This window comes from Seohaeicola sp., from assembly GCF_048006315.1.
GTDB lineage: Bacteria > Pseudomonadota > Alphaproteobacteria > Rhodobacterales > Rhodobacteraceae > Seohaeicola.
Genome location: NZ_CP180350.1, coordinates 3,877,783 through 3,900,165 on the forward strand (window position 1 = coordinate 3,877,783; position 22,383 = coordinate 3,900,165).

Below are 22,383 nucleotides of genomic sequence, written 5' to 3' on the forward strand. Positions count from 1 at the left end.
TGCTGATCTGCATGAGGCATGGCAATCAAACCTTTGGTATTGCGCCAAAAATACGCATCATCTTGCGGTCAGGTTCAAGCGGCGCGCGCACCAGCATGCCATGCGCCTCCAGCGCGCGGGTCAGCCGGTCATTGCCTTCGCACACCTCTGTGAAAAAGCTGCGCAGCCCCTCTTCGCCGTCTTCCTCGTGCAGCAGGTCCAGGATGTCGCGCAGGCCAAGGACCTCTTCATCGGTCTTGCGATAGGAGCCTTGGGTCATGCGAAAGGCCAGATGGCTCTGGAACGTCTCCCAGTCGGGCGCATGGGCGTGGCCGAGGATCACGTCGGGCAGGGTCATGCGATTGCTGGCGGGATGCCCGTTCAGCAGCAGTGCATGCAGCCCGAAGCGTACACCCGGAATGCCGCAGCGCGCGATCATCTTGCCCTCGCGGTGGCTGATGAAGCCGCCACGCAGATGGCCCCCGAAATTGGGATAGATATCCTCGAGCACCGCCTTTTCCTGCCCGGCATGGCGCGGCGTCAGCTTGAAGCGGTCCGTCGTGCCGGCCAGCAATTCCGCGGGCGGCAGATGCACCGCGGCGATATCGGCGGGCAATGCGGCCAGTGCCGGTGACAGGGGGGCGTCGGCCAGGATGAATTCATCCACATCGACATGGGCCAGGAAATCCAGATCGGTGCGGTGATAGGTCTGCGTCGCCACCCAGGCCTGTCGCAGCTGATGCGCCTTCATGCGCGGCTTTTTCTGACCGGCCCACCATGCGGCGTCGCAAATCGTCACCTCGATGGCGGGATGGCGCGACAGAAAGGCCGCCGCCTCGGGGTGGGGATCGTCCAGATGGATGTGCAGACGGTGCGCGCCCATCTCGAGGTGATGCGCGGCGAAAGCGGCGATGCGCGGCAGTGGCGCCTTTATCAGCGACACCGTGCCCCAGCGCAGGGTTGCAGGGTCGCGCGCCACGACCTTCGCGGGCACGGGTATGTGGGCAGATGGGGCGGCATGGCCGCGCTTGGGGCGAATCCCTTCGGCCTTCTGCGCCTTTTCGCGTTGCTGGCGCATCATCCGCAGCCGCCGGAAGATGGTGCGGTCATCCGCGATCAGCAGGTCCAGCAGGCGTCGTGCCAGCGGGGCGATCACCGCATCGCTGCCCGCATCCTGCCAGAGCCGGCCCAGCATGTTCACATCCAGCCCCCCCGCACCAAGCGCATAGGCGTCCATCTGCATGGCCAGCGGCGGAACCTTGCGCCTTGACCATTCGAAAGGTTGCGCGGGATCCGCGCCGGAATGGATACGCTCGGTTTCGTAAAGCTTCATCATCCCGAACATCACGCTCAGGGACTGGCCCAGACGGCGCTGCGTCTCGGTCGCGCCATGATCGCCGAAGGTGGTGGCCGCCGACACCAGCCACCGGGCATCCAGCCGTTGCATCAACCAGTCCAATTCCTCGGCCCAGAGGCGCAGGAACAGGGGGGCGGCATGGTCGGGGGCGGTGCGGCGGCGCAGATGGGCGACCAGCAGCCCATGCAGCAGCAGCAGTGCGGGCATCCCGTCGAATTCATCGCTCAGTTCGCGCAGCTTGCGGGCATAGGTGGATTTCGACCCGTCAACCTCAAGGGCGCGCCCATCGACCCGTGCCTGCTTGAGCGCGGCCAGATCGACATCCAGCGGCGGCAGGCCCTCGCCATCCTCATAGGTGAAAGGATCGCGCCGCCCCTCCATCTGGGTCAGGATGGCGGCGAAACCGCCGGGATAGGTGGGGGCACTGGCATCACTCATGGGGCAGAGAATGGTCAGCCCTCGCGCGCCGCGCAAGCCCGCCAAGGGTCACGCGGCGCAGATTGTCACGCGCTGCGGCTTGGCTGCCATGCCATGCCGCCCCCCTGCGCCATCAGACCATCATTTCCTTGGTCGCGGTCAGTTTCACATCCGGGTAGTCGCGTTCGATCCGGTCAATGTCCCATTGCAGCCGCGTCAGGTAGACGATGTCGCCATCATGGTCATGCGCGATGTGCTGCTTGTTGACATTCACAAATTTTTCAACGGCTTGGCGGCTGCCGCTCACCCAGCGGGCGGATGTGAACTGCGACTGCTCGAAACGCACGGGAAGCCCGTATTCCAGCTCGATCCGGCTGGCCAGCACCTCGAATTGCAGGGCTCCCACGACGCCCACGATGAAGCCCGACCCGAAGGCGGGCTTGAAGACCTTGGCGGCCCCTTCCTCGGCGAATTGCATCAGCGCCTTTTCCAGGTGCTTGGCCTTCATCGGGTCGCCCGCGCGGCAGGTCTGCAGCAGTTCCGGCGCAAAGGACGGAATGCCCGTGACGCGCAGCGCCTCGCCTTCGGTCAGCGTGTCGCCGATGCGCAGCTGGCCGTGGTTCGGGATGCCGATGATGTCGCCGGCCCAGGCCTCTTCCGCCAGTTCGCGGTCCGAGGCCAGGAACATCACCGGGTTGGTGATCGTCATCGGCTTCTTGCTGCGCACATGGGTCAGTTTCATGCCGCGAATGAAATGCCCCGAGGCCAGCCGCACGAAAGCCACCCGGTCGCGATGCTTGGGATCCATGTTCGCCTGAACCTTGAAGACAAAGCCGGACACCTTTGTTTCCTCGGGCAGGATCATGCGCGGCTCGGCGCGCTGGGGCTGCGGCTCGGGGCCCAGGGTGCCGATGCCTTCCATCAGCTCCTTCACACCGAAGGAATTGATGGCAGAGCCGAACCAGATCGGCGTCATGCTGCCGTCCTGCACCGCCTTGATGTCCAGCGCGGGCAGCAGCTCGCGCGCCATCTCGATCTCTTCGCGCAGGGTCGCCAGCAGCGCGGCGGGCACGTGATCGGCCAGGCGCGGATCGTCCAGCCCGTTGATCTCGATCAATTCCGCCACCACGTTGCGGTCGGCGCGGTCCATCAGTTCCAGCCGGTCGCGCAGCATGTCATAGCAGCCGATGAAATCGCGCCCTGTGCCGATGGGCCAACTGGCCGGCGTCACGTCGATGGCCAGGTTTTCCTGGATTTCGTCGATGATGTCGAATGTATCGCGGCTTTCGCGGTCCATCTTGTTGCAGAAGGTCAGGATCGGCAGATCGCGCAGGCGGCAGACCTCGAACAGCTTGCGGGTCTGGCTTTCCACACCCTTGGCCCCGTCGATCACCATGACGGCCGCATCCACCGCCGTCAGCGTGCGATAGGTATCCTCGGAAAAGTCGCTGTGGCCGGGCGTGTCCACCAGGTTGAAGCGGAAGGTCTTGAAATCGAAGGACATCGCCGAGGCCGAGACCGAGATGCCACGGTCCTTTTCCATCTGCATGAAGTCCGATCGCGTCCGCCGCGCCTCACCCTTGGCGCGCACCTGGCCGGCCATCTGGATCGCGCCGCCGAACAGCAGGAACTTTTCGGTCAGCGTCGTCTTGCCGGCGTCGGGATGCGAGATGATCGCAAAGGTCCGGCGACGGGCGATTTCGGGCGGCAGGGCGGGGCGGTTCGAGGCGGTGTCCAACATGAGCGCAGCTTTAGGCAGGCGCGCGCGCAAAGGCAAGGAAATCGGGTGCGTTTCAGCCCAACGAGGCGCGGCGCAGTGCCTCGGCTGCATCGGGCAGGTCCAGCATCTTCTTGGACACTTCGAAACCCTCGATCCCGCCGGAATGACCGCCCCCCAGCTTTTGCGCCAGCGACTCGGCCAGGTCGGCGGGCAGGGCGGGCTGCGTGCGCTTGTCCAGCAGCAGGGTCTCGGCAGCGATCCCTTCGGCATAGATGATCTGGTGCCGGTCGAACAGGATCTGGAAATAATCGATAAATCCGCCTTCCTGGGAATAGACGGTGACACCGTTGACCAGGTGGCGCGCGCGCACCAGCACCTCGGCGCGGCCCGCGCCCAGGATATCGGCGCGCTGATAGATGAAAAGCCGGTGATCGGGGCTGACCAGAAGGTCATTGGCATTGTGCAGCGTACCCGCCTTGATCACGATGGGGGCCTGTTCACCGCTGGCGCGCAGCGTTGTCTGACCGATCCAGCGGATCTCCTGGGGGCCATCGTCGCGGGTCAGGACGCGGTCGCCGGGGCGCAGGTCCTCGATCAGGCGCTGTTCGCCCGAAGCCATGGTGATATGGGTGCCGCGCGCGAAAGAAACGCAGGCGATCTCGGCCAGGCGCGTCACGACGTTCCGCGTGTCGATGGTGACCAGCGTATAGCGGATCTTGGGGCGCAAGGGGACCAGAGGCAGGGCATGCACCTCGGTCATGTCGCCCGCGGCATCTACTTCGACCAGAACAAGCACCTCTGCCGTCTCGCCATCGGGGGACATGAAGGTCAGGCTGCTGTCCAGATGCACCAGCGCGCCGGGCTGTCCCGCCACCGAATCCGCGGCCACGCGAAAGCGGCCGGGGCCTTCGGGCACCAGCAACAGGCGGCGCGTGGCGGCGTTGCGCCCCAGTTCATAGGTGTCGTCATGGATCAGATCGTCGGCAAAGGACAGCGGATCGCCCAGGTTCGCGCCCGCCACGACCCGAAAGGCCGTCGCGGCCAGCACGGGCAGCGCGAAAGCGGTTTCGGAAAGGGCTGCTGGCTGATGTGTTTCCGTCATGATCCGGGCAATCTGTTGGCTATCTACTGGTCAGTGTCGTCATACGGGTAAACGGGCCGGTGCCCGAAGCCCTCGCAACCGGCGCCTGCGCCTGTCGTTGCGGGGTCTCTGGACCATTAGGATAGGAATGTGTCACCACGCGGTCAACGTTCTGGCCTTTTGCTGGCAATCTCTTGCCGGGCAATGCTAATCAGGGCGCACAGGGTCGGCCGGATGCGGATCCGGACGGTGATCAGAAGGAGAATGACATGGATCTGGGGATCAAGGGAAAAACGGCGCTGGTCTGCGCATCGAGCAAGGGGCTTGGTCTTGGCTGCGCCCGCGCGCTGGCCGAGGCGGGCGTGAACCTGGTGATGAACGCGCGCGGCGTCGAGGCGCTTGAGGCGGCCGCCGCGGCGATCCGCACCGAATTCGGCGTCGAGGTTGCGACCGTCGCCGCCGATGTGACCACCGAGAACGGCCGCACCGCCGTGATCGAGGCCGCATCGGGAGCGGATATCCTGGTGACCAATGCGGGCGGCCCCCCGCCGGGCCTGTGGTCCGACTGGGACCGCGATGACTTCATTCGCGCGCTGGATTCCAACATGCTGACGCCGATCGCGCTGATGAAGGCGCTGATGCCCGGCATGATCGATCGCGGCTGGGGCCGGGTCGTCAACATCACCTCGCAATCGGTCAAGGCGCCGATCCCGCAGCTGGGCCTCAGCAATGCCGCCCGCACCGGGTTGACGGGCTATGTCGCGGGCACCGCGCGCCAGGTCGCGGGCAAGGGCGTCATCATCAACAACCTGCTGCCGGGCATCCATGCCACCGACCGTGCCGATGCGCTGGACGGCGGCGTGGCCAAGGCGCAGGGAATCACCCTGGACGAGGCGCGTACCCGGCGCGCGGCCACGATCCCTGCGGGCCGCTACGGGACGGCCGCGGAATTCGGCGCCGCCTGCGCCTTTCTCTGCTCGGTTCATGCGGGCTTCATCGTGGGGCAGAACATCCTGCTGGATGGTGGTGCGACGAACGCCACGATCTGATCCCGCACGGGGCCGGCCGCTTCTTCTTGCCGCAAATATCCTCGGGGGGCGTTGAACGCAGTTCAACGGTGGGGGGCAGACAGCCCCCCATTTCACGGGGATGGATGCGCTGCAGGCTTGCGGCGTGGCGCGGCCCCTGCTAATGCCCTTTCCCGACTGTATTGATCGGAAATAGCCGCTTGCCCGAGACACCGACAAAGACCGCCCCGCGCGCCGCAGCCCCCGTGCCGCGGCTCGAAATCCGGAACCTGCGCCGTCATTTCGACGGGGTGGCGGTGGTGGATGACGTGTCGCTCAGGGTCATGCCGGGGCAGGTGACCTGCCTGCTGGGACCGTCGGGCTGCGGCAAATCCACGACGCTGCGCATGATCGCCGGGGTCGAGATGCAGGATCAGGGCGAAATCTGGGTGGACGGCAAATTGATCTGCGACACCGTGTTCCGGGTGCCGCCCGAACGCCGTGCGATCGGTCTGATGTTCCAGGATTTCGCGCTGTTTCCACATCTGAGCGTGGCCGAGAACGTGGCCTTCGGGCTGAGCGGTCCGCATGACGCGCGCCGGGCCAGGGTCGAGGAGTTGCTGGGCCGCGTCGGGCTGCGCCGCTTCATCGACGCCTATCCGCATTCGCTGTCGGGGGGCGAGCAGCAGCGCGTCGCCCTGGCGCGCGCATTGGCGCCGCGTCCGCGGATCATGTTGATGGACGAGCCGTTTTCGGGCCTCGACAACCGCCTGCGCGACGATATCCGCGACCAGACCCTCGAGATCCTGAAACAGGAGGATGCCGCCGTCCTGCTGGTCACCCACGAGCCCGACGAGGCGATGCGCATGGCCGACGAGATCGCGCTGATGCGCGCGGGACGGATCGTGCAGCAAGGCGCGCCCTACAATATCTACAATGCGCCCAAAGATCGGAATGCGGTTGCATTTTTCAGCGATATCAACGTGATACGTGGCACGGTTCGCGGCGCATTGACCGATACGCCCTTCGGCCAGTTCCTGGCCCCCGGCGTGCCGGACGGGGCCGAGGTCGAGATCGTGATCCGCCCGCAGCACATCAAGATCGACCTTGATCGCGGTGGGCGCGGGCCCAATCCCACGGTGCAGGACGGCGTCGCGGCGCGCGGCGAGGTTATGCGCGCGCGGTTCATGGGCAGCGAAAGCCTTGTCGAGATCCGCATGGATCACGACGGCTCGATCCTCAAGGCGACGGTGCCCAATGTCTTTCTGCCCCAGCCGGGCAAACCGCTGTGGCTGATGATCCGGCGGGATCGCTGCTTTGTCTTTCCTGTGCGCTGATCCGGCCTGATTGCGCCTGGAGGCAAGGGCGGATGCCTCCGGCGGGGATATTTGGGGCAAGAAGAATCCGGGCGGCGCGGAATAGGCGGAACATGGCCCGCGTTATGATGGTGGGGGGACAAAAACCCTGCGAGAGCGCCGCTTTGGTCCTTCCAACCGGCGCGGTTCGTCATTAGATGTGTACGGTGATGGTTCCGGCGGCGCAGGCTGGATGGGGCCAAGCTAGGGAGAAATGCTATGCTGAACAATATCGGACTTCCGGGTCTTCTGCTGATCGCGGTGGTCGTGCTGGTGCTTTTCGGGCGCGGCAAGATCAGCTCGCTCATGGGCGAGGTCGGCAAGGGGATCACCGCCTTCAAGAAGGGCGTGAGCGACGGTTCCAAGGAACTGGAGGATGGCACGGGCGAGGCTGCGCGCGATGTCACCCCCGAGAAAGAGAAAGACAAGGTCTGATCCATGTTCGACCTTGGCTGGACCGAGCTTCTGCTCATTGGCATCGTCGCGTTGATCGTGGTGGGGCCGAAAGACCTGCCGGTGCTGTTCCGCAATGTGGGGCGCTTCGTCGGCAAGGCGCGGGGCATGGCGCGGGAATTCAGCCGGGCGATGGAGGATGCGGCCGATGAGACCGGCGTGCGGGATGTCGCCAAGAGCCTCAAGACCGTGGCCGACCCCAAGAAGATGGGGCTGGACAAGATCCGTGAGGCGACCGACGAGCTGAAATCCTGGAAGCCCGGATCGGATACCGCCAAACTGGCGGCCGAGCGCGCCGAGGCCGCGGCGAAGCTGCGCGAGCAGACCAGTGCCCGCACCGCGTCGGCCAAGGCCGAGGCCGCAGGCAAGGCCGCCGAGGCCGCACAGGCGGCATCCGAGGCGTCCAAACCGGCTGCGGCGAAAGCCGCAAGCCCCGCGAAAGCCGCAAGCGCCAAGCCGAAGGCCGCAACTGCGGCGAAACCGGCCGCGAAACCCCGGAGCAAGGCAAAAGCAGCCGATCCGACGTCTCAAGAGTAGATCATGACCAATCAAGACGAGATCGAAGACAGCAGCGCGCCGCTGATCGAGCATCTGGCGGAATTGCGCACGCGCCTGATCCACTCGGCCGTGGCCTTCATCATCGCGATGGTCATCTGCTTCACGGTCTGGAACCCGATCTTCAACTTCCTGACCCATCCCTTGTGTTCGGCAATGGCCGAACGCGGGCATGCGGATTGCGGCCTGATCCTGATCCGGCTGCAGGAAGGTTTCTTTGTCGCGGTGTCGATCTCGCTTCTGGGGGGGCTGATGCTGTCCTTCCCCTATATCGCCTACCAGATGTGGCGTTTCGTGGCGCCCGGCCTTTACAAGTCCGAAAAAGGGGCGTTCCTGCCCTTCCTTCTGGCGTCGCCCTTCATGTTCTTCCTTGGTGCGGCCTTTGCCTTCTACGTGGTCACGCCGCTGGCCTTCGATTTCTTCCTGGGTTTCCAGCAGCCCGGCTCCATCCTGGGGGATGAGGCGCCGGCGGGTAACGCGGTGGCGGGTATCGCCTTCCAGGGCTCGGCCCAGGAATACCTGAGCCTGACCATCAAGTTCATCGTGGCCTTCGGGCTTTGCTTTCAGTTGCCGGTGCTGCTGACGCTGATGGGCAAGGCCGGTCTGGTCAGTTCCGAAGGTCTTGGCAATGTGCGCAAATATGCCGTTGTCGCCATCCTGATCCTTGCGGCACTGGTCACGCCGCCCGATGTGATTACCCAGATCATCCTGTTCGTCGTGGTCTACGGTCTTTACGAGATTTCCATTTTCCTGGTCCGCCGTGTCGAAACCCAGCGCGAAGAGAAGCTGCGCGCCGAAGGGTATTATGACGACGAGGAAGAGGCGTTCGACGATCCCCTGATGCGCGAATTCGACGAGGATCTGGCGCGCGACGCAGAGGCCGAGGACAAGAGCAAGTGAGCGGCAAGACCCTGAAACGCATCGCCGCCGCGCTGGAGCGGCTGGCCCCGCCACCGCAAGCGGCCCCCGATTTCGACGCGGCAGATGCCTATGTCTGGCATGTCGAGCCTGACCGGCTGGAGCCCGTGCCCCATGTGTCGCGCGTGCCGCTGGACCTGCTTGTCGGTGTCGATCGCGCCCGCGATACGCTGCTGGAGAACACGCTGCATTTCGCGCGCGGCCTGCCGGCGAACAATGCCCTTCTCTGGGGCGCGCGCGGCATGGGAAAATCCAGCCTGGTCAAGGCGGTGCATGCCGCTGTTCAGGCGCAGGGCCTGCCCCTGAAACTGGTCGAGCTGCAGCGCGAGGACCTGCCTTCGGTGGCGCGTCTGCTGAACCTGCTGCGGGTCAGGCCCGAACGTTTTGTGCTGTTCTGCGATGACCTGTCCTTCAGCCATGATGACCAGCATTACAAATCGCTCAAGGCGGTTCTGGATGGCGGGATCGAAGGGCGGCCCGAGAATGTGCTGTTCTATGCCACGTCCAACCGGCGGCATCTGATGCCGCGCGACATGATCGAGAACGAGCGCTCTAGCGCGATCAACCCCTCGGAAGCGGTGGAGGAGAAAGTCTCGCTCTCGGACCGGTTCGGTCTGTGGCTGGGCTTTCATGCCTGCGACCAGGATCAGTTCCTGGACATGATCCGGGGCTATTGCGCAGCCTTCGGGATCAACCTGCCCGACGAGCAGTTGCGCGCGGAAGCCATCGAATGGCAGGCCACGCGCGGGTCACGTTCGGGCCGTGTGGCCTGGCAGTTCGTGACCGATCTTGCGGGTCGTCACGGCATCAGCCTGACCGGATCGGCCTGAGCGGCGCCAAGGCCGCGCCTGCGGCCCCGGCGCGATTGATCAGCGCGGTGCGAGGTAGGGGGTCGGATCGACGCTGTCGAAGCCTTTGCGCACCTCGAAATGCAGATAGTTCGAACTGCCAGCCCGGATCTGGGCGATCTTCTGGCCGCGAGTGACCTTGTCGTCCTTTTTGACCGTGGCGCCTTCGACATTGGCATAGACCGTCAACAGGTTGTCGGGGTGACGGATCACGATGATCGGCACCTGGTCGGCGCTGGCGGTGATCGCGGCCACGGTTCCGGCCTCGGCGGCCACGATGGGCGTGCCTGACGGTGCCTGAATGTCCAGACCTTCGTTCTTGCCCTTCTGGTAGTCCCGGATCACCGTGCCCTGCACGGGTGTCGCCAGCTGCGCCGTGCGCGCGGCGGGTGTCTGGGTGGCGCCCAGGTTGGGGGCCACAGTGGCCGGTGCGGGGGCTGCCACGGGGCGGGGCGTTTCGGCGGGCAGGGGTGTGGCCGAGGACGGGGGCACCGGTGTGGGAGAGCCTGCACCGGGGGCCGACACGACAGCCGCGCTGCGCGCCGGCGCTTCGGCATCAGGGACCGGGATCAGCAGATACTGGCCTTCGCGGATGGTGTAATCCGGGCCTAGCCCGTTCCATTCTGCCAGCGAACGGACCGAGACATTGTAGAGCCGCGAGACGGTAAAGGCGGTTTCCCCGCGCACGACCTTGTGGCGCGTGGGTTCGATCCCGACCTGGGGGGCGGCGGCGGAAGCAGTGGCGGCAGGCCGTGCTGCGGGCGCGGCTGCTGCCGGCGTGCCTGACGCGGGCGGCAGGGTCGTGGTGCTGACCGTGGATCCGCCAGAGCGGTCGATCGCGCTGCTGGCAAGGGCGGTGATATCGGTGCCGGGCGGCTGGATCGTGCCGAAACCGCCGGTGGCGGCCGAGGGTTCGGCCACCCGGCGCGGCAGGGCCACGATCTCTTCGGGGCGCAGCGGATCGGCGGGGCGCAAGCCGTTGAAACGGGCCAGTTCGTCCGGGCTGACGCCGACACGGTTTGCAAGGTCCGTGACGGTATCGCCCTGGCGGGCCACGGCCACCTGGTAATTCGGGTAGGAGATGACGCCGCGCGCATCGGGCGCGGGGCGATTGGCCACCGGCTGTCGCGAGGCTTCGGCGGTGTCGAGCGTATTGCCGAAATTGCCGCGCAGGTCGAAGTCCAGCGGCCTGTCGCAGGCGGCCAGAAGCCCGAGGGCGGTTCCGGTCAGGATCACACGGCGCAGGAACTGGCCTGCGGGCAAGGCATGACGGTCACGGCGGCTGGTCTGGGGCATCTCGATTTCCTCTGTCCTGCCCCTTGTGCCGGGGCTTTGCTTTTGCATCGCGGTCCCCAGGTCCCCTGGGGCGGTGTCCCGTATCCTGTGTCAGTCCCGCGCCGGTGTCCTGTCTGTTCCGTCGCTGGCCTGCCTGTTCAGTCGCGTCCCAGCCCCTCGACCAGAGGCACGAAGCGGACGGGGCGCAATTCGTCGTAATCAAAGCCCCCCTCGTGACGGGTCACGCGGATCAGGCTCTGCACCGTGTCGGACTGACCGACCGGCAGCACCATGATACCCCCGATTTTCAACTGGGCCAAGAGGGGGCCGGGCGGGTCCTCGGCGGCGGCGGTCACGAGGATGCGATCAAAGGGCGCCTGATCCGGCAGGCCATGGCTGCCGTCGGCGGTAAAGGCGGTGATATTGGTCAGTTGCATCGCCTCGAACAGGGTGCGCGCCTCTTGCACCAGGCGGCGGTGCCGGTCGACCGTATAGACGCGCCGGGCCAGCTGCGACAGGATCGCGGCCTGGTAGCCCGATCCAGTGCCCACCTCCAGCACGGTGTCGCGCGGGCTGACCTGCAGCGCCTGGGTCATCAGGCCGACCACCGAAGGCTGGCTGATCGTCTGTCCGCAGGCGATGGGCAGCGGCATGTCTTCATAAGCGCGTTCGGCAAAGAGGCCGCGGATGAAGGGGCCGCGGTCGATCCTTTCCATGGCGGTCAACACACGGCTGTCCGTCACTCCCTTGGAGCGCAGGGCATAGAGGAACTGCATCTTGCGTTCCGCCGTGTCGTTCATTCGATGCCTTTCAGCTGATCCAGAAGGTCATGCGCGGTCAGGTCCGCGCGCATCGGCGTGACCGAGATATAGCCATCGAGGTTCACGGCGGCATCGGTGCCGGGCAGGGTGGGCACATGCTGTTCGCCCCCCTTGATCCACAGGAAACGCCGCCCCGAGGGCGAGAGGTGCGGTTCGACCGAAAACCGGGTATTCCGGCGGAACCCCTGCGGGGCCACGCGTACGCCGCGCACCCCCTCGGCCAGAACCGGAGGGAAGTTGATGTTGTAGAAGACGCGGTAATCCGTGTCGTCCTCTGGCGCGGGTGTCGCCGCCAGAAGCTTGCGGATCAGCGCAGGGCCATGAACGGCTGCGGCCTCGAACGGATCGGGGGCGGCGAAATTCGACGGGCCCAGGTATTGCGACAGCGCCATCGCCGGAATGCGTTGCAGCGCGGCTTCCATCGCCCCGCCCAGCGTGCCGGAATAAAGCGCGTTCTCGGCCGAGTTGTTGCCCCGGTTCACGCCAGACAGCACCAGGTCAGGCCGCGCATCGACCATCACGTCATGAATGCCCGCCAGCACGCAATCGGCCGGGCTGCCTTCGGCGGCAAAGCGGCGCTCGCCCAGCTTGGCGATCATCATCGGATGGGTATAGCTGATGCAATGGGCCACGCCCGATTGCTCGAAGGCCGGGGCCACGACCCAGACTTCGCCATCGGGGCCCGCAAGCTCGGCGGCGATGCCTTCCAGCACGGCCAGACCCGGCGCGTTGATCCCGTCGTCATTGGTAATGAGAATGCGCATGCCTGCCCCGTTCCGCCCTTTTTTCATGGTGTAGAGGAGCGGGACGTCAGGGGCAAGAAGGCAGGGCAGGAAAGCCCGCGCAGGGTCAGGCGCTGAGGCTGGGTTCCCAATCCGCATAGTCGGGCACGATGCTTGTCCCGAAGGCGGTCAGCGTCAGCAGGTCACCTTCGCGCGACAGCTGCCCCCGGTCCAGAAGATCCAGGATCGCGCGCCGCGCGCTGGCCCGATCTGTTTCAAGCGCGCGGGCCAGCATCTCGACCGCCTGATCAAAGCCGATCGTGCCGTTCGTTTCGGCCGTATGCATCGTCAGCTCGAACAGGCAGGCATGCAGATGCCAGCCGATCGTTTGTGCCGTCTCACGAAGATAGGTCGCGTCAACCCACAGAAAACATTCGGGTTTCTTGTTCATTTTCGCACTCATACAACATTAACCAGTCAACTTTTCTCAACTCTCATGCCCAAGGGTTCCGGACATGGTCACAGGTTCGGGGCCCGCCCGCGATCAGGCCAGGCTTGCCAGAAGGCGCGCAGCCTCGTCACGGGGATGGGCCAGCGGTGTGCGATCCTCACCGGGGAAAAAGCGCGCCCTTGTGGCGGTTGCCATGGGGGCAGGGGTCAGCACATGCACGCGCGGGCCGGTCTTTTGGGCCTCAGCCGCCCAGCTTTGCGCAAGCGCCACCTGTGCCGCCTTGGTGGCACCGTAAGCGCCGAAGAATTTCTGCCCGGCGCGCGGATCGTCAAAGAACAGGGCGGTTCCCGCCTCGCCCAGCAGCGGCGCGACATAGGGGATCAGCTGGCCCGTGGCGGTGACGTTGCAGGCCACGGATTTGTCCCAGTCGCGCGCGTCGATGGTATTTGCGGGCGACAGGGGGGCGGCATGCACCGCCGTATGCGCCCAGAGGTCGATCTTGCCCCAGCGGTCATGGATCGACCGGCACAGCTGCGCCATGGCGTCGGGCTTGGTGATATCCATCGGCGCCAGGGTCGCCTGGCCACCCGCCGCCTTGATGCGGTCGTCGAGTTCTTCCAGCGCGCCTGTCGTGCGGGCCACCGCCACGACGTGATGGGTGCCGGCCAGGGATTCGGCCAGGGCGGCGCCCAGTCCGCGCGAGGCACCGGTGATGAGGGCGATCTTGTCGGACATGTCAGCTCTCCTTGCGGGATGCGGTCGGGCCGGGTGTGGGCGAGCGCGCGCCCAAGGTCAAGAGGGCATGCCCGTGCCGCGCGTTCTGTCGCGCCGGATTCGCCCGGTCACGGCATGGCCAGGCGCTGTGCCTCGCCGTTGCGGGTCAGATGGATCAGGCCCGGTTCGATGCCCACCAGCGTGGCCTGTCCGATCCGGTCGCCGGGGCGGATCTGGCTGATCCTGCCAGTGCCCGCGCGGATCAGCGCGCGCGATGCCTCGCCCGCCACGACCGTGCCCAGAAGCGTGATTCCGTCCAGCGGCAGCAGATCCTCCAGCGTGGCTGCGGCCTGGGTCTTGGGGGTGGTCGGGGTGGTGTCGTCCGTGGTGCTCATGCCTGTGTCGCGCCTTGTTCAGGGTCTTGTCAGGCGGGCGATGTGGCATGGGTGCGCGGGCAGGAAAAGGGCAGGCGTGCCCATGCGCGGGGCATGGGCGATGGCTTGCCGGTCTGTCGCGATGATCGGCGCGGCTTTGCGCGCAGCGGCTGCGGCGGATTGTCCGGGGGCCTTGCGTCGGCCAAGAGGCAGGGGGCCTTGGGCCGCCTATTCGGCGGCCTTCAGCTGGAAGCCCTTTTCGATCATGTCCGATGGTGCCACCGGATATTCCCCCGAGAAGCAGGCATCGCAATATTGCGGGCATTTCGCATTGCGGCCCTGCGCCTCGCCGGCAGCGCGGTAAAGCCCGTCAAGCGAGATGAATTTCAGGCTGTCCACCGCCAGGTAGTCGCGCATTTCCTCTTCGGTCATGGTGGCGGCCAGCAGCTTGTCGCGCTGCGGCGTGTCCACCCCGTAGAAGCAGGGCCAAGATGTCGGCGGGGAGGCGATGCGGAAATGCACCTCCTTGGCGCCGGCGTCCAGGATCATTTCCTTGATCTTGCGGCTGGTGGTGCCGCGCACGACGGAATCGTCCACAAGGATCACACGCTTGCCGCGGATCAGGGCGCGGTTGACGTTCAGCTTCAGCCGCACGCCCATGTTGCGGATGCTTTCGGTCGGTTCGATGAAGGTCCGGCCCATGTACTGGTTGCGGATGATGCCCATGCCGTAGGGAATGCCGCTTTCATGGGCGAAACCGATCGCCGCGGGCGTGCCGCTGTCGGGCACCGGGCAGACAAGGTCCGCATCCTGCGGCGCTTCGCGGGCCAGTTCCACACCGATCTGACGGCGGGTTTCATAGACCGAGCGCCCGCCGATGATGCTGTCGGGGCGCGAGAAATAGACATGTTCGAAGATGCAGAAGCGGGGGGATTGCTTGCGGAAGGGAAAGCGGCTTTCCAGCCCGTTCTTCTGGTCGATCACGACCATTTCGCCCGGTTCGATCTCGCGGATGAATTCCGCGCCGATGATGTCCAGCGCGCAGGTTTCCGACGACAGCACCCAGCCATCGCCGATCCGGCCCAGCACCAGCGGGCGCACGCCCAGCGGGTCGCGCACACCGATCAGCTTGGTGCGGGTCATGGCGACGACGGAAAACGCGCCTTCCACGCGGCGCAGCGCGTCTTCCATGCGTTCGGCGATATTGCGCTGCAGGGACCGCGCCATCAGGTGAATGATGCATTCGCTGTCGCTGCTGGACTGGAAGATCGAGCCGCGCTCGATCAGCTCGCGGCGCAGGGCGTCTGCATTGGTGATGTTGCCGTTGTGGGCGATCGCGGCGCCGCCCACGGAAAACTCGCCGAAGAAGGGCTGCACATCGCGGATGACGGCGCCTTTCGATCCGGCGGTGGAATAGCGCACATGCCCGATGGCCAGGGGGCCGGGCAGGGTCTGCATCAGCGTCTGCGAGGTGAAGCTGTCGCGAACATAGCCAAAGCGGTGGGCCGAGTTGAAGCCGTGTTCGGGATGGTGGCAGACGATTCCGCCCGCTTCCTGTCCGCGGTGCTGCAGGGCATGCAGGCCGAGGGCTACGAAATTGGCCGCATCGGTGACACCCAACACGCCGAAGACACCGCATTCTTCGCGAAGCTTGTCATCGTCATCGTTGCCGTAGGCATCGAAATCGAAGGGATGGGCGGGAGGCATCTGTTTGGACAAGGCAGGCTCCGAATCCGTAGGGCTTGGCACAGCCCTCTCATAAGGGGTCCGCGCGGCAGTGTCACGAAAGGATCACACTGGCAAAAGGATCACATGTCCGGGATCGGCCCACAAGCCGCCAAAGCGAAGGGTCTTATCGCGGTGTTTCGCAGACGCCCACCAGGGTTTCATACTGCTGCGCGATCCATCCCAGCGCCTGATCGGGGTTCCGCTCGCCGATCTGGCCGGTCAGATTGGCAAAGACGCGCGCCGACCGGCTGTCGTCGATCATCGCGATTTCTTGCGCAGAGACCACGGTTTCATAGGCAAAGAATGCGACCGCCACCAGAAGGATGCCGCGCAACACGCCGAACAGGAACCCCGCACCCTGGTCCAGCCCGCCAAGAACGGACCGTTGCACAAGGCTGGAAAACAGCGGTGTGAACAGGGATGTGACGACCAGCGCCAGCGCAAAGACCGCGCCGAAGGCTGCGATGATGGACAATTCGCAACTGTCGGCGATCATCGCGCCCACAACCGGGATTTCCTTGACCAGCGGCTGCACCTGCGGGGCGAACATGAAGGCCAGGAAAGCGGCCACGATCCAGCCGACGATCGCCAGCGCCTCGCGCACGAAGCCGCGGCTATAGGCCAGCAGCGCCGAGACCACGATGACCGCGGCGACCACGCCGTCGATGATGGTAAAGCCTTCCATGTCGTCCCGTTCCTTGCCCTGCGACGCTTAACCGGCGCCGAATACTTCACCTACAAAGGCCGTCAGATCGCCCATGCGGGTCAACGTCAAACCACTGTCCGCGCCGGGCTTGCCGCCCGCCGGCGCGATGGCTGCTGTGAAACCAAGTTTTTGCGCCTCTTTCAACCTGTTTTCAGTCTGACTGACCGGGCGCAGCGCACCCGACAGGCTGATTTCACCGAAAATCACCGTTTCCGCGGGCAAGGCGGCGTCTTCCCGCGCACTCAGCAGGGCCGCGGCGACAGCCAGATCCGCAGCGGGTTCGGTCACCTTCATGCCGCCCGCCACGTTCAGATAGACATCCAGCCCCGTGAACGGAATGCCGCAGCGCGCTTCCAGCACGGCCAGGATCATCGCAAGACGCCCGCCGTCCCAGCCCACCACGGACCGGCGCGGCTGCGAATGCGGCGAGGGGGCGACCAGCGCCTGGAATTCCACCAGCAGGGGGCGCGTGCCCTCGACACCCGCAAAGACCACCGATCCGGGGCTGGGCTGGCCGCGTTCGGACAGAAACAGCGCCGAGGGGTTCATGACCTCTGCCAGACCCCCGCCCGTCATCTCGAAGACGCCAATCTCGTCGGCGGGGCCAAAGCGGTTCTTGACCGCGCGCAGGATGCGGAACTGGTGGCCGCGCTCGCCCTCGAAATAGAGCACGGTATCCACCATGTGTTCCACCACGCGGGGACCCGCGATCTGGCCATCCTTGGTGACATGGCCCACCAGGATCACCGACATGTTGCGCGTCTTGGCAAAGGTCGTCAGCTCATGTGCGGCGGCGCGCACCTGGCTGACCGATCCCGGCGCGCTTTCGACATTGTCGGCCCACATGGTCTGGATCGAATCGATCACGGCCAGTTGCGGCTTTTCGGCCTCGAGCGTGGTCAGGATGTCGCGCAGGTTGGTGGCGGCCGCCAGTTGCACCGGCGCATCCGCCAGCCCCAGCCGCTGCGCACGCATGCGCACCTGCGCCGAGGCTTCTTCGCCCGAGACATAGATCGTCTTGAGGCCCGCCTGCGCAAAGCGCGCGGCGGCCTGCAACAGCAGCGTGGATTTGCCGATGCCCGGATCGCCACCCACCAGAATGGCGCTGGACGGGACCAGCCCGCCACCCAGCACCCGATCCAGTTCGGATATGCCCGAATTGGTGCGCGGCGGTGGTGCCTCTTCCGTGGCAAGGTCGGTCAGCCTGATCGGCGCGCCCCGCCTGGCCCCCAGCGATTTCGAGGCCGGTCCCGCCGACAGCGGCGCCTCTTCCACGATGGTGTTCCAGGCCCCGCAGGCGTCGCAGCGCCCGGACCACTTGTTGAAGGATGCACCGCAGGCGTTGCACGAGAAACTGTTGGATTTTGCCATGCGCCAGTGATGCCTCAGCCGCGCGGGGCGGTCAAACCCTCAATGCGGGGGCAGGGGACGAAGATGGGCGCTTCTACTCGGCCGCGCTTGCCAGGTTGGCGGGCGCGCCTTCGGTTACGGGCCTTTGCGCCTGGCGGCGGCGCATCTGGGCGCGGTTTTCCAGGCCAAGGGCTTCGGGCATCAGGTCGGCCAGTTCCGACCGCAGGCGCGACAGTTGCGCGGCGGCGCCGGCCTCTTCCTGTTCGATCTGCTGCATCCAGTGGCGCAGCTCTTTCGTGATGGCCTTGGCCTTGACCAGCCGCCCCTTGAAGCGGGCGATCTCTTGCTGGCGCTGGCGCAGGAATGTCTTGGCGCGGCCCACGTTGGCATCCGAATAGGTGTCGGCCAGCGCGCGGCTGACATGCGACATCTGCGCGGCCAGTTCCAGAAGATCGGGCTCCAGGTCGGCCAGATCAGGGTGCCGGCGCATGTAGGCCAGCCTTTCGCGCATGGAATCGAATTCGGAACTCAGCTGGAAAATGCCTGCACGGTCCGCCGCATGGGCGTGAAGATAGGCCTGCGTCACATCCTGCATCCCAAGGGAAAAATGCCGGTGCGATGTCTCCAGCGCCATGATCCGCGCATGCGTGGGCAGAAAGCCCGCCAGCATCACGCAGAACACCGTGCCTGCGATCTGGACGATCTGGCCTGCATTCTCGTGGATGCGGTCGCCGATCTGCACCGCGAAACCAAGCCAGGGCAAAAGGCCCACTGCTGCCCCGAGGGTCAGGATGCAAAGACCGATTGCCGATATCAGGACAAGACCGAAGGACATGGTTTGAAGAATGACCTGGGCTGACCGGGTCACGGACCGAACAGAAGACAGCATGTTTCCCCCAGAAACACCGAACTCGTTAACCAGACCACGGTAGACTGATCTGTCAGCAATCCCAAAGCGGAATCTCTGTTTTCCCCCGTTAACCGGGGTTCGGCAGGAGACTGGCGCAGGCATTGTTTCCATTATGGAAACAGATGGCGCGCTTCGGGATCAGTGTTTCGCTTCAAGCTGCGAAATGATCAGCGAGGCCAGCACGCAGCCGGTAAAAAGGTAAAGCCCCCAGCAAACCTCAAGCCGGCCCACGCCCGCGCCTTTGGCCAGCACGATGTAAAGCGCGACCAGAAAGATGTCTGCCATGGCAAGGCGGCCCATCAGCGTGGTCGCCGGCACCAGCCGCCGGGGCAGTCTGCCCGCCTGGATCAGCGCGATGCCCAGCGTCTTGAGGATCGGCGCTGCAAGCGCGAAGATCGCCACGACGATGGCCAGAAACACGTCCTCGGCCCACAACGTCCGCAACCCCGAGATGACCGAGATGTCGCGCCCCCCGAAAAAGGGCAGCACCTGCGCATGCAGCAAAGGCGCCACCCAGGCCACCGGGTAAAGCAGTAGCAGTGACAGGTTGGCGATCCGCAAGGTCATGTGCATGGGGCCAGTCAGACCAGTCCCGGCCCGATGGTCAAGCGCCATCCGCCGCGCCGCGTCACGCGCTGGCCAGCCACAGACCGCACAGGCCGGTCAGCAGCAGCAGATGCAGCAGGTCGATCCAGCGCCAGCGCGCCCCTGTCACAACGCCCGAGGCCAGCATCAGCGCGCTTGCCAGCAAGGGCAGCGCCATGCCGCCGGCGGCATTGGCCAGCGCATGGGCCGCCTGCGCCACCCCGCCACCCGTCAGCCCCAGAAGCGGCGGGGCAAAGCGCGCGGCGATACCGGCCAGCGCCACCAGCAGGGCCAGCAGCGCGGCCAGCCGCGCCGCACCCGACGCCGCCAGCAGGCGCAGCAGCGCGAGGATCAGCAGGGCCGGCAGATAGAAGGTTGTCTTGAGGGCCAGAAAGGCCAGAAGGATCGGGCTTGGCTCGAAGAGCGCGCTCATCGCACCGCCTCGATGGGCCCCTCTGCGCGACCGTGGATGAATTGATCCACGTAAGGATCACCCGAGGCATCCATCTGCGCCACCGGGCCGGTCCATTTGATCACGCCCTCATGCAGCATGGCCACATTGTCGGCGATGGCGCGCACCGATGACATGTCATGGGTGATGGTCATGGCGGTTGCGCCCATCTCGGTCACGATCTCGCGGATCAGCTCGTTGATGACACCGGCCATGATCGGGTCCAGCCCGGTCGTGGGTTCGTCGAAAAAGATGATCTCGGGCTCGGCCGCGATGGCACGCGCCAGGCCCACGCGCTTTTGCATGCCGCCCGACAACTCGGCCGGCAGCTTGTCGGCCACATCGGGTTTCAGGCCCACGCGCCGCAGCTTTTCGATGGCGATCTCGCGGGCCTCGGCCTTGGGCCGCTTGAGCGCGCCGCGCATCAGCCGGAACGCCACGTTCTGCCAGACGGGCAGGGAATCGAACAGCGCGCCGCCCTGGAACAGCATCCCGAACCGCGCCAGAAAGGCATCGCGGTCGCCGCTGCGCACGTCCTTGCCATCCACCTCGATCAACCCGGCATCAGGCGTCACCAGACCCAGCACGCATTTCAGGGCGACCGATTTGCCCGTGCCCGATCCGCCGATGATCACCATCGATGTGCCCTTGGGCACATGCAGGTTCACACCGCGCAACACGCGATTGGACCCGAACGCCTTTTGCACATCAGTCAACCGGATCATGCCGAGAAAAACGCCTCCGTCAGGATGAAATTCGCAGCCAGGATCAGGATCGCGGCGGCCACGACCGATCCCTTGGTCGCCCGGCCCACGCCCATCGCGCCGCGCGCGGAATTCATCCCGTAATAGCAGCCCATCAGTGCCGCGATGAAGCCGAAGACCGCCCCCTTGGCCAGGGACGAGACGATATCGCGCAGTTCCAGGAAATCGGCTGTGTTCGTCAGGTAGGTGGTGGCGTTGAAGCCCAGCCTTTCGGTGCCGACAAGAAAACCGCCGTAGATCCCGATCACGTCGCCCACGCCTACCAGCAGCGGCATCACCAGCGTTGCCGCCAGCACGCGGGGCAGGGTCAGGTACTTCATCGGATGGGTGGACAGGGTCACCAGCGCGTCGATCTGTTCGGTCACCTTCATCGTGGCAATTTCCGCTGCGATGCTGGACGTCACCCGCGCCGCGATCATCAGCCCCACCAGAACGGGGCCCAGTTCGCGCACCATGCCGATGGCCACGATCTGCGGCACCACGGCCTCGGCCGAAAAGCGCGACCCGCCCGCATAGATCTGCAAGGCCAGCGCGCCGCCGGTAAACAGCGCCGTCAGACCGACCACGGGCAAGGAGAAATAGCCGATCTGCAGCAGGGCATGGCCGAATTCACGCGGATAGAAGGGCGGGCGCACCAGGTGGCTGATGGTCTGCGCGGTGAAGATGGCCAGGCGCCCGATCGCGGCCAGAAGCGCCAGGGTCGCCCGCCCCAGCCGTCCAATGGGAGCAAGCAGCCTCATGCGCCGGCATAGCGCCGCTGATAGCGCCGCCCCAGCGAGGTCAGGATCTCGTAGCCGATGGTGCCGGCCAGATCGGCCAGCGTGTCGACGGTCTGCACGTGGTTCAGCAGGTCCAGCGCCGCGGGCACCTCGGGCAGATGTGTGATGTCCACCGTGATCAGATCCATCGAGACGCGGCCCCGTACCGGGCAGGGCGTGTCGCCCGCGTAAAGATGCAGCCCCCGTGACAGCGCGCGGTGGATGCCATCGGCATAGCCGGCGGCAACGGTGGCCAGGCGGATCGGCGCTGTCGCGGTCCAGGCATTGCCATAGCCCACGGTCTCGCCGGCTTCGACCACGCGGGTCTGGATCACGGGCAGGCTGACATGCGCCACGGGCTGCGCTTGCGCGAAGGGCGCGCCGCCATAAAGGCCGATACCGGGGCGCGTCAGGTCGAAATGATAGGCGGGCCCCAGCAGGATGCCGCCCGTGGCCGACAGCGAACGCGGCACGTCCAGCCCCTCGGTCATCGCGCGGAAGCTGGCCAGCTGCGAAGCGTTCATCGGATGATCGGGCTCGTCCGCGCAGGCCAGGTGCGACATGAGCAGGGTGATGTTCTGCTCCAGCGCGATATCGCGCAACGCGGCCCATTCGGCGGGTTCCATCCCCAGCCGGTTCATGCCGCTGTCCAGCTGCACCCCGAAAGGATGGCCCGGCAGCGCCTCGACATGGCGCAGCATCTGGTCGATGGAATTGATCATCGGCGTCAGATGCAGGTCATGGATGCGGTCGGTGTCGCCCGCCATGTGACCTGAAAAGACATTGATCTCGGGCCCCGGCCCGAGGGCTTCGCGCAATTCGGCGGCTTCCTCGGTCACGGCCACGAAAAAGCGCCGCGCGCCCGCCCGCGCCAGCGCACGCCCCACGCGTCCCGCGCCCAGGCCATAGGCGCCCGCCTTGATCACGGCGGCGGTTTCGACACCAGCCCCCGAGGCTGCATCAAGCGCCCGCCAGTTGGCGGTCAGCGCATCAAGATCAATGGTCAAACTCGCTGCTGTCATGGGGCCGTTGTGGCATGCCCGGTTCCAAGGTCAAGGCCAAATCGGCCCCCGCGCGCGCGGCA

Annotated in this window: 24 protein-coding genes; 6 read left to right on the plus strand and 18 right to left on the minus strand. The window is 65.7% G+C overall.

Annotated features, from left to right (window positions below; translation table 11 throughout):
- Positions 1 to 25: 25 nt before the first annotated feature.
- The 3 genes from ACMUJL_RS19150 to ACMUJL_RS19160 form a co-directional block, all read right to left on the minus strand.
- A complete protein-coding gene (locus ACMUJL_RS19150) occupies positions 26 to 1,774 on the minus strand; it encodes a glycosyltransferase family 2 protein (protein WP_416914400.1) in 1,749 nt (582 codons plus the stop codon).
- 112 nt (positions 1,775 to 1,886) lie between these two features.
- The gene (locus ACMUJL_RS19155) at positions 1,887 to 3,494 is read right to left on the minus strand and encodes a peptide chain release factor 3 (RefSeq protein WP_416914401.1); all 1,608 of its coding nucleotides are present in this window, start codon (positions 3,492 to 3,494) and stop codon (positions 1,887 to 1,889) included.
- A gap of 52 nt (positions 3,495 to 3,546) precedes the next feature.
- A complete protein-coding gene (locus tag ACMUJL_RS19160; RefSeq protein ID WP_375571657.1) occupies positions 3,547 to 4,575 on the minus strand; it encodes a Hint domain-containing protein in 1,029 nt (342 codons plus the stop codon).
- Between the two features lie 248 nt (positions 4,576 to 4,823).
- Between ACMUJL_RS19160 and ACMUJL_RS19165 the strand changes: the two genes are divergently transcribed.
- The 6 genes from ACMUJL_RS19165 to ACMUJL_RS19190 all read left to right on the plus strand — a co-directional run bounded on the left by ACMUJL_RS19165 (position 4,824) and on the right by ACMUJL_RS19190 (position 9,672).
- Positions 4,824 to 5,603 (plus strand): SDR family oxidoreductase, encoded by a 780-nt coding sequence (locus ACMUJL_RS19165; protein WP_068286662.1) that lies wholly within the window; start codon positions 4,824 to 4,826, stop codon positions 5,601 to 5,603.
- 179 nt (positions 5,604 to 5,782) lie between these two features.
- On the plus strand, positions 5,783 to 6,898 hold the full coding sequence (locus tag ACMUJL_RS19170) for an ABC transporter ATP-binding protein (RefSeq protein WP_375571655.1): 1,116 nt from the start codon (positions 5,783 to 5,785) through the stop codon (positions 6,896 to 6,898).
- Positions 6,899 to 7,135: 237 nt separating this feature from the next.
- On the plus strand, positions 7,136 to 7,351 hold the full coding sequence (locus tag ACMUJL_RS19175; protein ID WP_068286665.1) for a twin-arginine translocase TatA/TatE family subunit: 216 nt from the start codon (positions 7,136 to 7,138) through the stop codon (positions 7,349 to 7,351).
- Positions 7,352 to 7,354: 3 nt separating this feature from the next.
- Entirely contained in the window at positions 7,355 to 7,906 is a 552-nt protein-coding gene (gene tatB, locus ACMUJL_RS19180) for a Sec-independent protein translocase protein TatB (protein WP_068286668.1), read from the plus strand.
- Between the two features lie 3 nt (positions 7,907 to 7,909).
- Complete coding sequence (gene tatC, locus ACMUJL_RS19185) at positions 7,910 to 8,824, plus strand: twin-arginine translocase subunit TatC (RefSeq protein WP_375571652.1); 915 nt, start codon at positions 7,910 to 7,912, stop codon at positions 8,822 to 8,824.
- Positions 8,821 to 9,672, plus strand: coding sequence for an ATP-binding protein (locus ACMUJL_RS19190; RefSeq protein WP_375571650.1), 852 nt, complete (start codon positions 8,821 to 8,823; stop codon positions 9,670 to 9,672). Before tatC ends, ACMUJL_RS19190 begins: the two co-directional genes overlap by 4 nt.
- Positions 9,673 to 9,711: 39 nt before the next feature.
- Here ACMUJL_RS19190 and ACMUJL_RS19195 read toward each other — a convergent pair whose 3' ends face one another.
- The 15 genes from ACMUJL_RS19195 to alr form a co-directional block, all read right to left on the minus strand.
- On the minus strand, positions 9,712 to 10,986 hold the full coding sequence (locus tag ACMUJL_RS19195) for a peptidoglycan DD-metalloendopeptidase family protein (protein WP_375571648.1): 1,275 nt from the start codon (positions 10,984 to 10,986) through the stop codon (positions 9,712 to 9,714).
- Positions 10,987 to 11,123: 137 nt separating this feature from the next.
- Positions 11,124 to 11,765 carry a protein-L-isoaspartate(D-aspartate) O-methyltransferase gene (locus ACMUJL_RS19200; protein ID WP_068293584.1) on the minus strand — a complete coding sequence of 214 codons (642 nt, stop codon included), beginning with the start codon at positions 11,763 to 11,765 and terminating at the stop codon, positions 11,124 to 11,126.
- Positions 11,762 to 12,550 (minus strand): 5'/3'-nucleotidase SurE, encoded by a 789-nt coding sequence (gene surE, locus ACMUJL_RS19205; RefSeq protein ID WP_068293586.1) that lies wholly within the window; start codon positions 12,548 to 12,550, stop codon positions 11,762 to 11,764. Before surE ends, ACMUJL_RS19200 begins: the two co-directional genes overlap by 4 nt.
- Before the next feature lie 85 nt (positions 12,551 to 12,635).
- A complete protein-coding gene (locus tag ACMUJL_RS19210) occupies positions 12,636 to 12,959 on the minus strand; it encodes a hypothetical protein (RefSeq protein ID WP_375571645.1) in 324 nt (107 codons plus the stop codon).
- Positions 12,960 to 13,052: 93 nt separating this feature from the next.
- Positions 13,053 to 13,694 (minus strand): SDR family NAD(P)-dependent oxidoreductase, encoded by a 642-nt coding sequence (locus ACMUJL_RS19215; protein WP_375571643.1) that lies wholly within the window; start codon positions 13,692 to 13,694, stop codon positions 13,053 to 13,055.
- A gap of 107 nt (positions 13,695 to 13,801) precedes the next feature.
- Complete coding sequence (locus tag ACMUJL_RS19220; protein WP_082896397.1) at positions 13,802 to 14,068, minus strand: hypothetical protein; 267 nt, start codon at positions 14,066 to 14,068, stop codon at positions 13,802 to 13,804.
- 207 nt (positions 14,069 to 14,275) lie between these two features.
- Positions 14,276 to 15,754 (minus strand): amidophosphoribosyltransferase, encoded by a 1,479-nt coding sequence (gene purF / locus ACMUJL_RS19225; protein WP_068293594.1) that lies wholly within the window; start codon positions 15,752 to 15,754, stop codon positions 14,276 to 14,278.
- A 145-nt stretch (positions 15,755 to 15,899) separates the two neighbouring features.
- Positions 15,900 to 16,460 carry a CvpA family protein gene (locus tag ACMUJL_RS19230; RefSeq protein ID WP_068293596.1) on the minus strand — a complete coding sequence of 187 codons (561 nt, stop codon included), beginning with the start codon at positions 16,458 to 16,460 and terminating at the stop codon, positions 15,900 to 15,902.
- 27 nt (positions 16,461 to 16,487) lie between these two features.
- Complete coding sequence (gene radA / locus ACMUJL_RS19235; protein ID WP_068293600.1) at positions 16,488 to 17,852, minus strand: DNA repair protein RadA; 1,365 nt, start codon at positions 17,850 to 17,852, stop codon at positions 16,488 to 16,490.
- A 73-nt stretch (positions 17,853 to 17,925) separates the two neighbouring features.
- Complete coding sequence (locus ACMUJL_RS19240) at positions 17,926 to 18,720, minus strand: DNA repair protein (protein ID WP_375571638.1); 795 nt, start codon at positions 18,718 to 18,720, stop codon at positions 17,926 to 17,928.
- Positions 18,721 to 18,879: 159 nt separating this feature from the next.
- A complete protein-coding gene (locus ACMUJL_RS19245) occupies positions 18,880 to 19,308 on the minus strand; it encodes a paraquat-inducible protein A (protein WP_375573829.1) in 429 nt (142 codons plus the stop codon).
- Positions 19,309 to 19,369: 61 nt separating this feature from the next.
- Positions 19,370 to 19,759, minus strand: a complete 390-nt coding sequence (locus ACMUJL_RS19250) for a hypothetical protein (RefSeq protein ID WP_068293606.1) — start codon at positions 19,757 to 19,759, stop codon at positions 19,370 to 19,372.
- Positions 19,756 to 20,502, minus strand: a complete 747-nt coding sequence (locus tag ACMUJL_RS19255) for an ABC transporter ATP-binding protein (protein WP_068293609.1) — start codon at positions 20,500 to 20,502, stop codon at positions 19,756 to 19,758. The genes ACMUJL_RS19250 and ACMUJL_RS19255 overlap by 4 nt, the downstream gene beginning before the upstream one ends.
- Positions 20,499 to 21,281 carry an MlaE family ABC transporter permease gene (locus ACMUJL_RS19260; protein ID WP_138177146.1) on the minus strand — a complete coding sequence of 261 codons (783 nt, stop codon included), beginning with the start codon at positions 21,279 to 21,281 and terminating at the stop codon, positions 20,499 to 20,501. Before ACMUJL_RS19260 ends, ACMUJL_RS19255 begins: the two co-directional genes overlap by 4 nt.
- A complete protein-coding gene (gene alr / locus ACMUJL_RS19265) occupies positions 21,278 to 22,321 on the minus strand; it encodes an alanine racemase (protein ID WP_068293611.1) in 1,044 nt (347 codons plus the stop codon). Before alr ends, ACMUJL_RS19260 begins: the two co-directional genes overlap by 4 nt.
- Between the last annotated feature and the right edge of the window lie 62 nt (positions 22,322 to 22,383).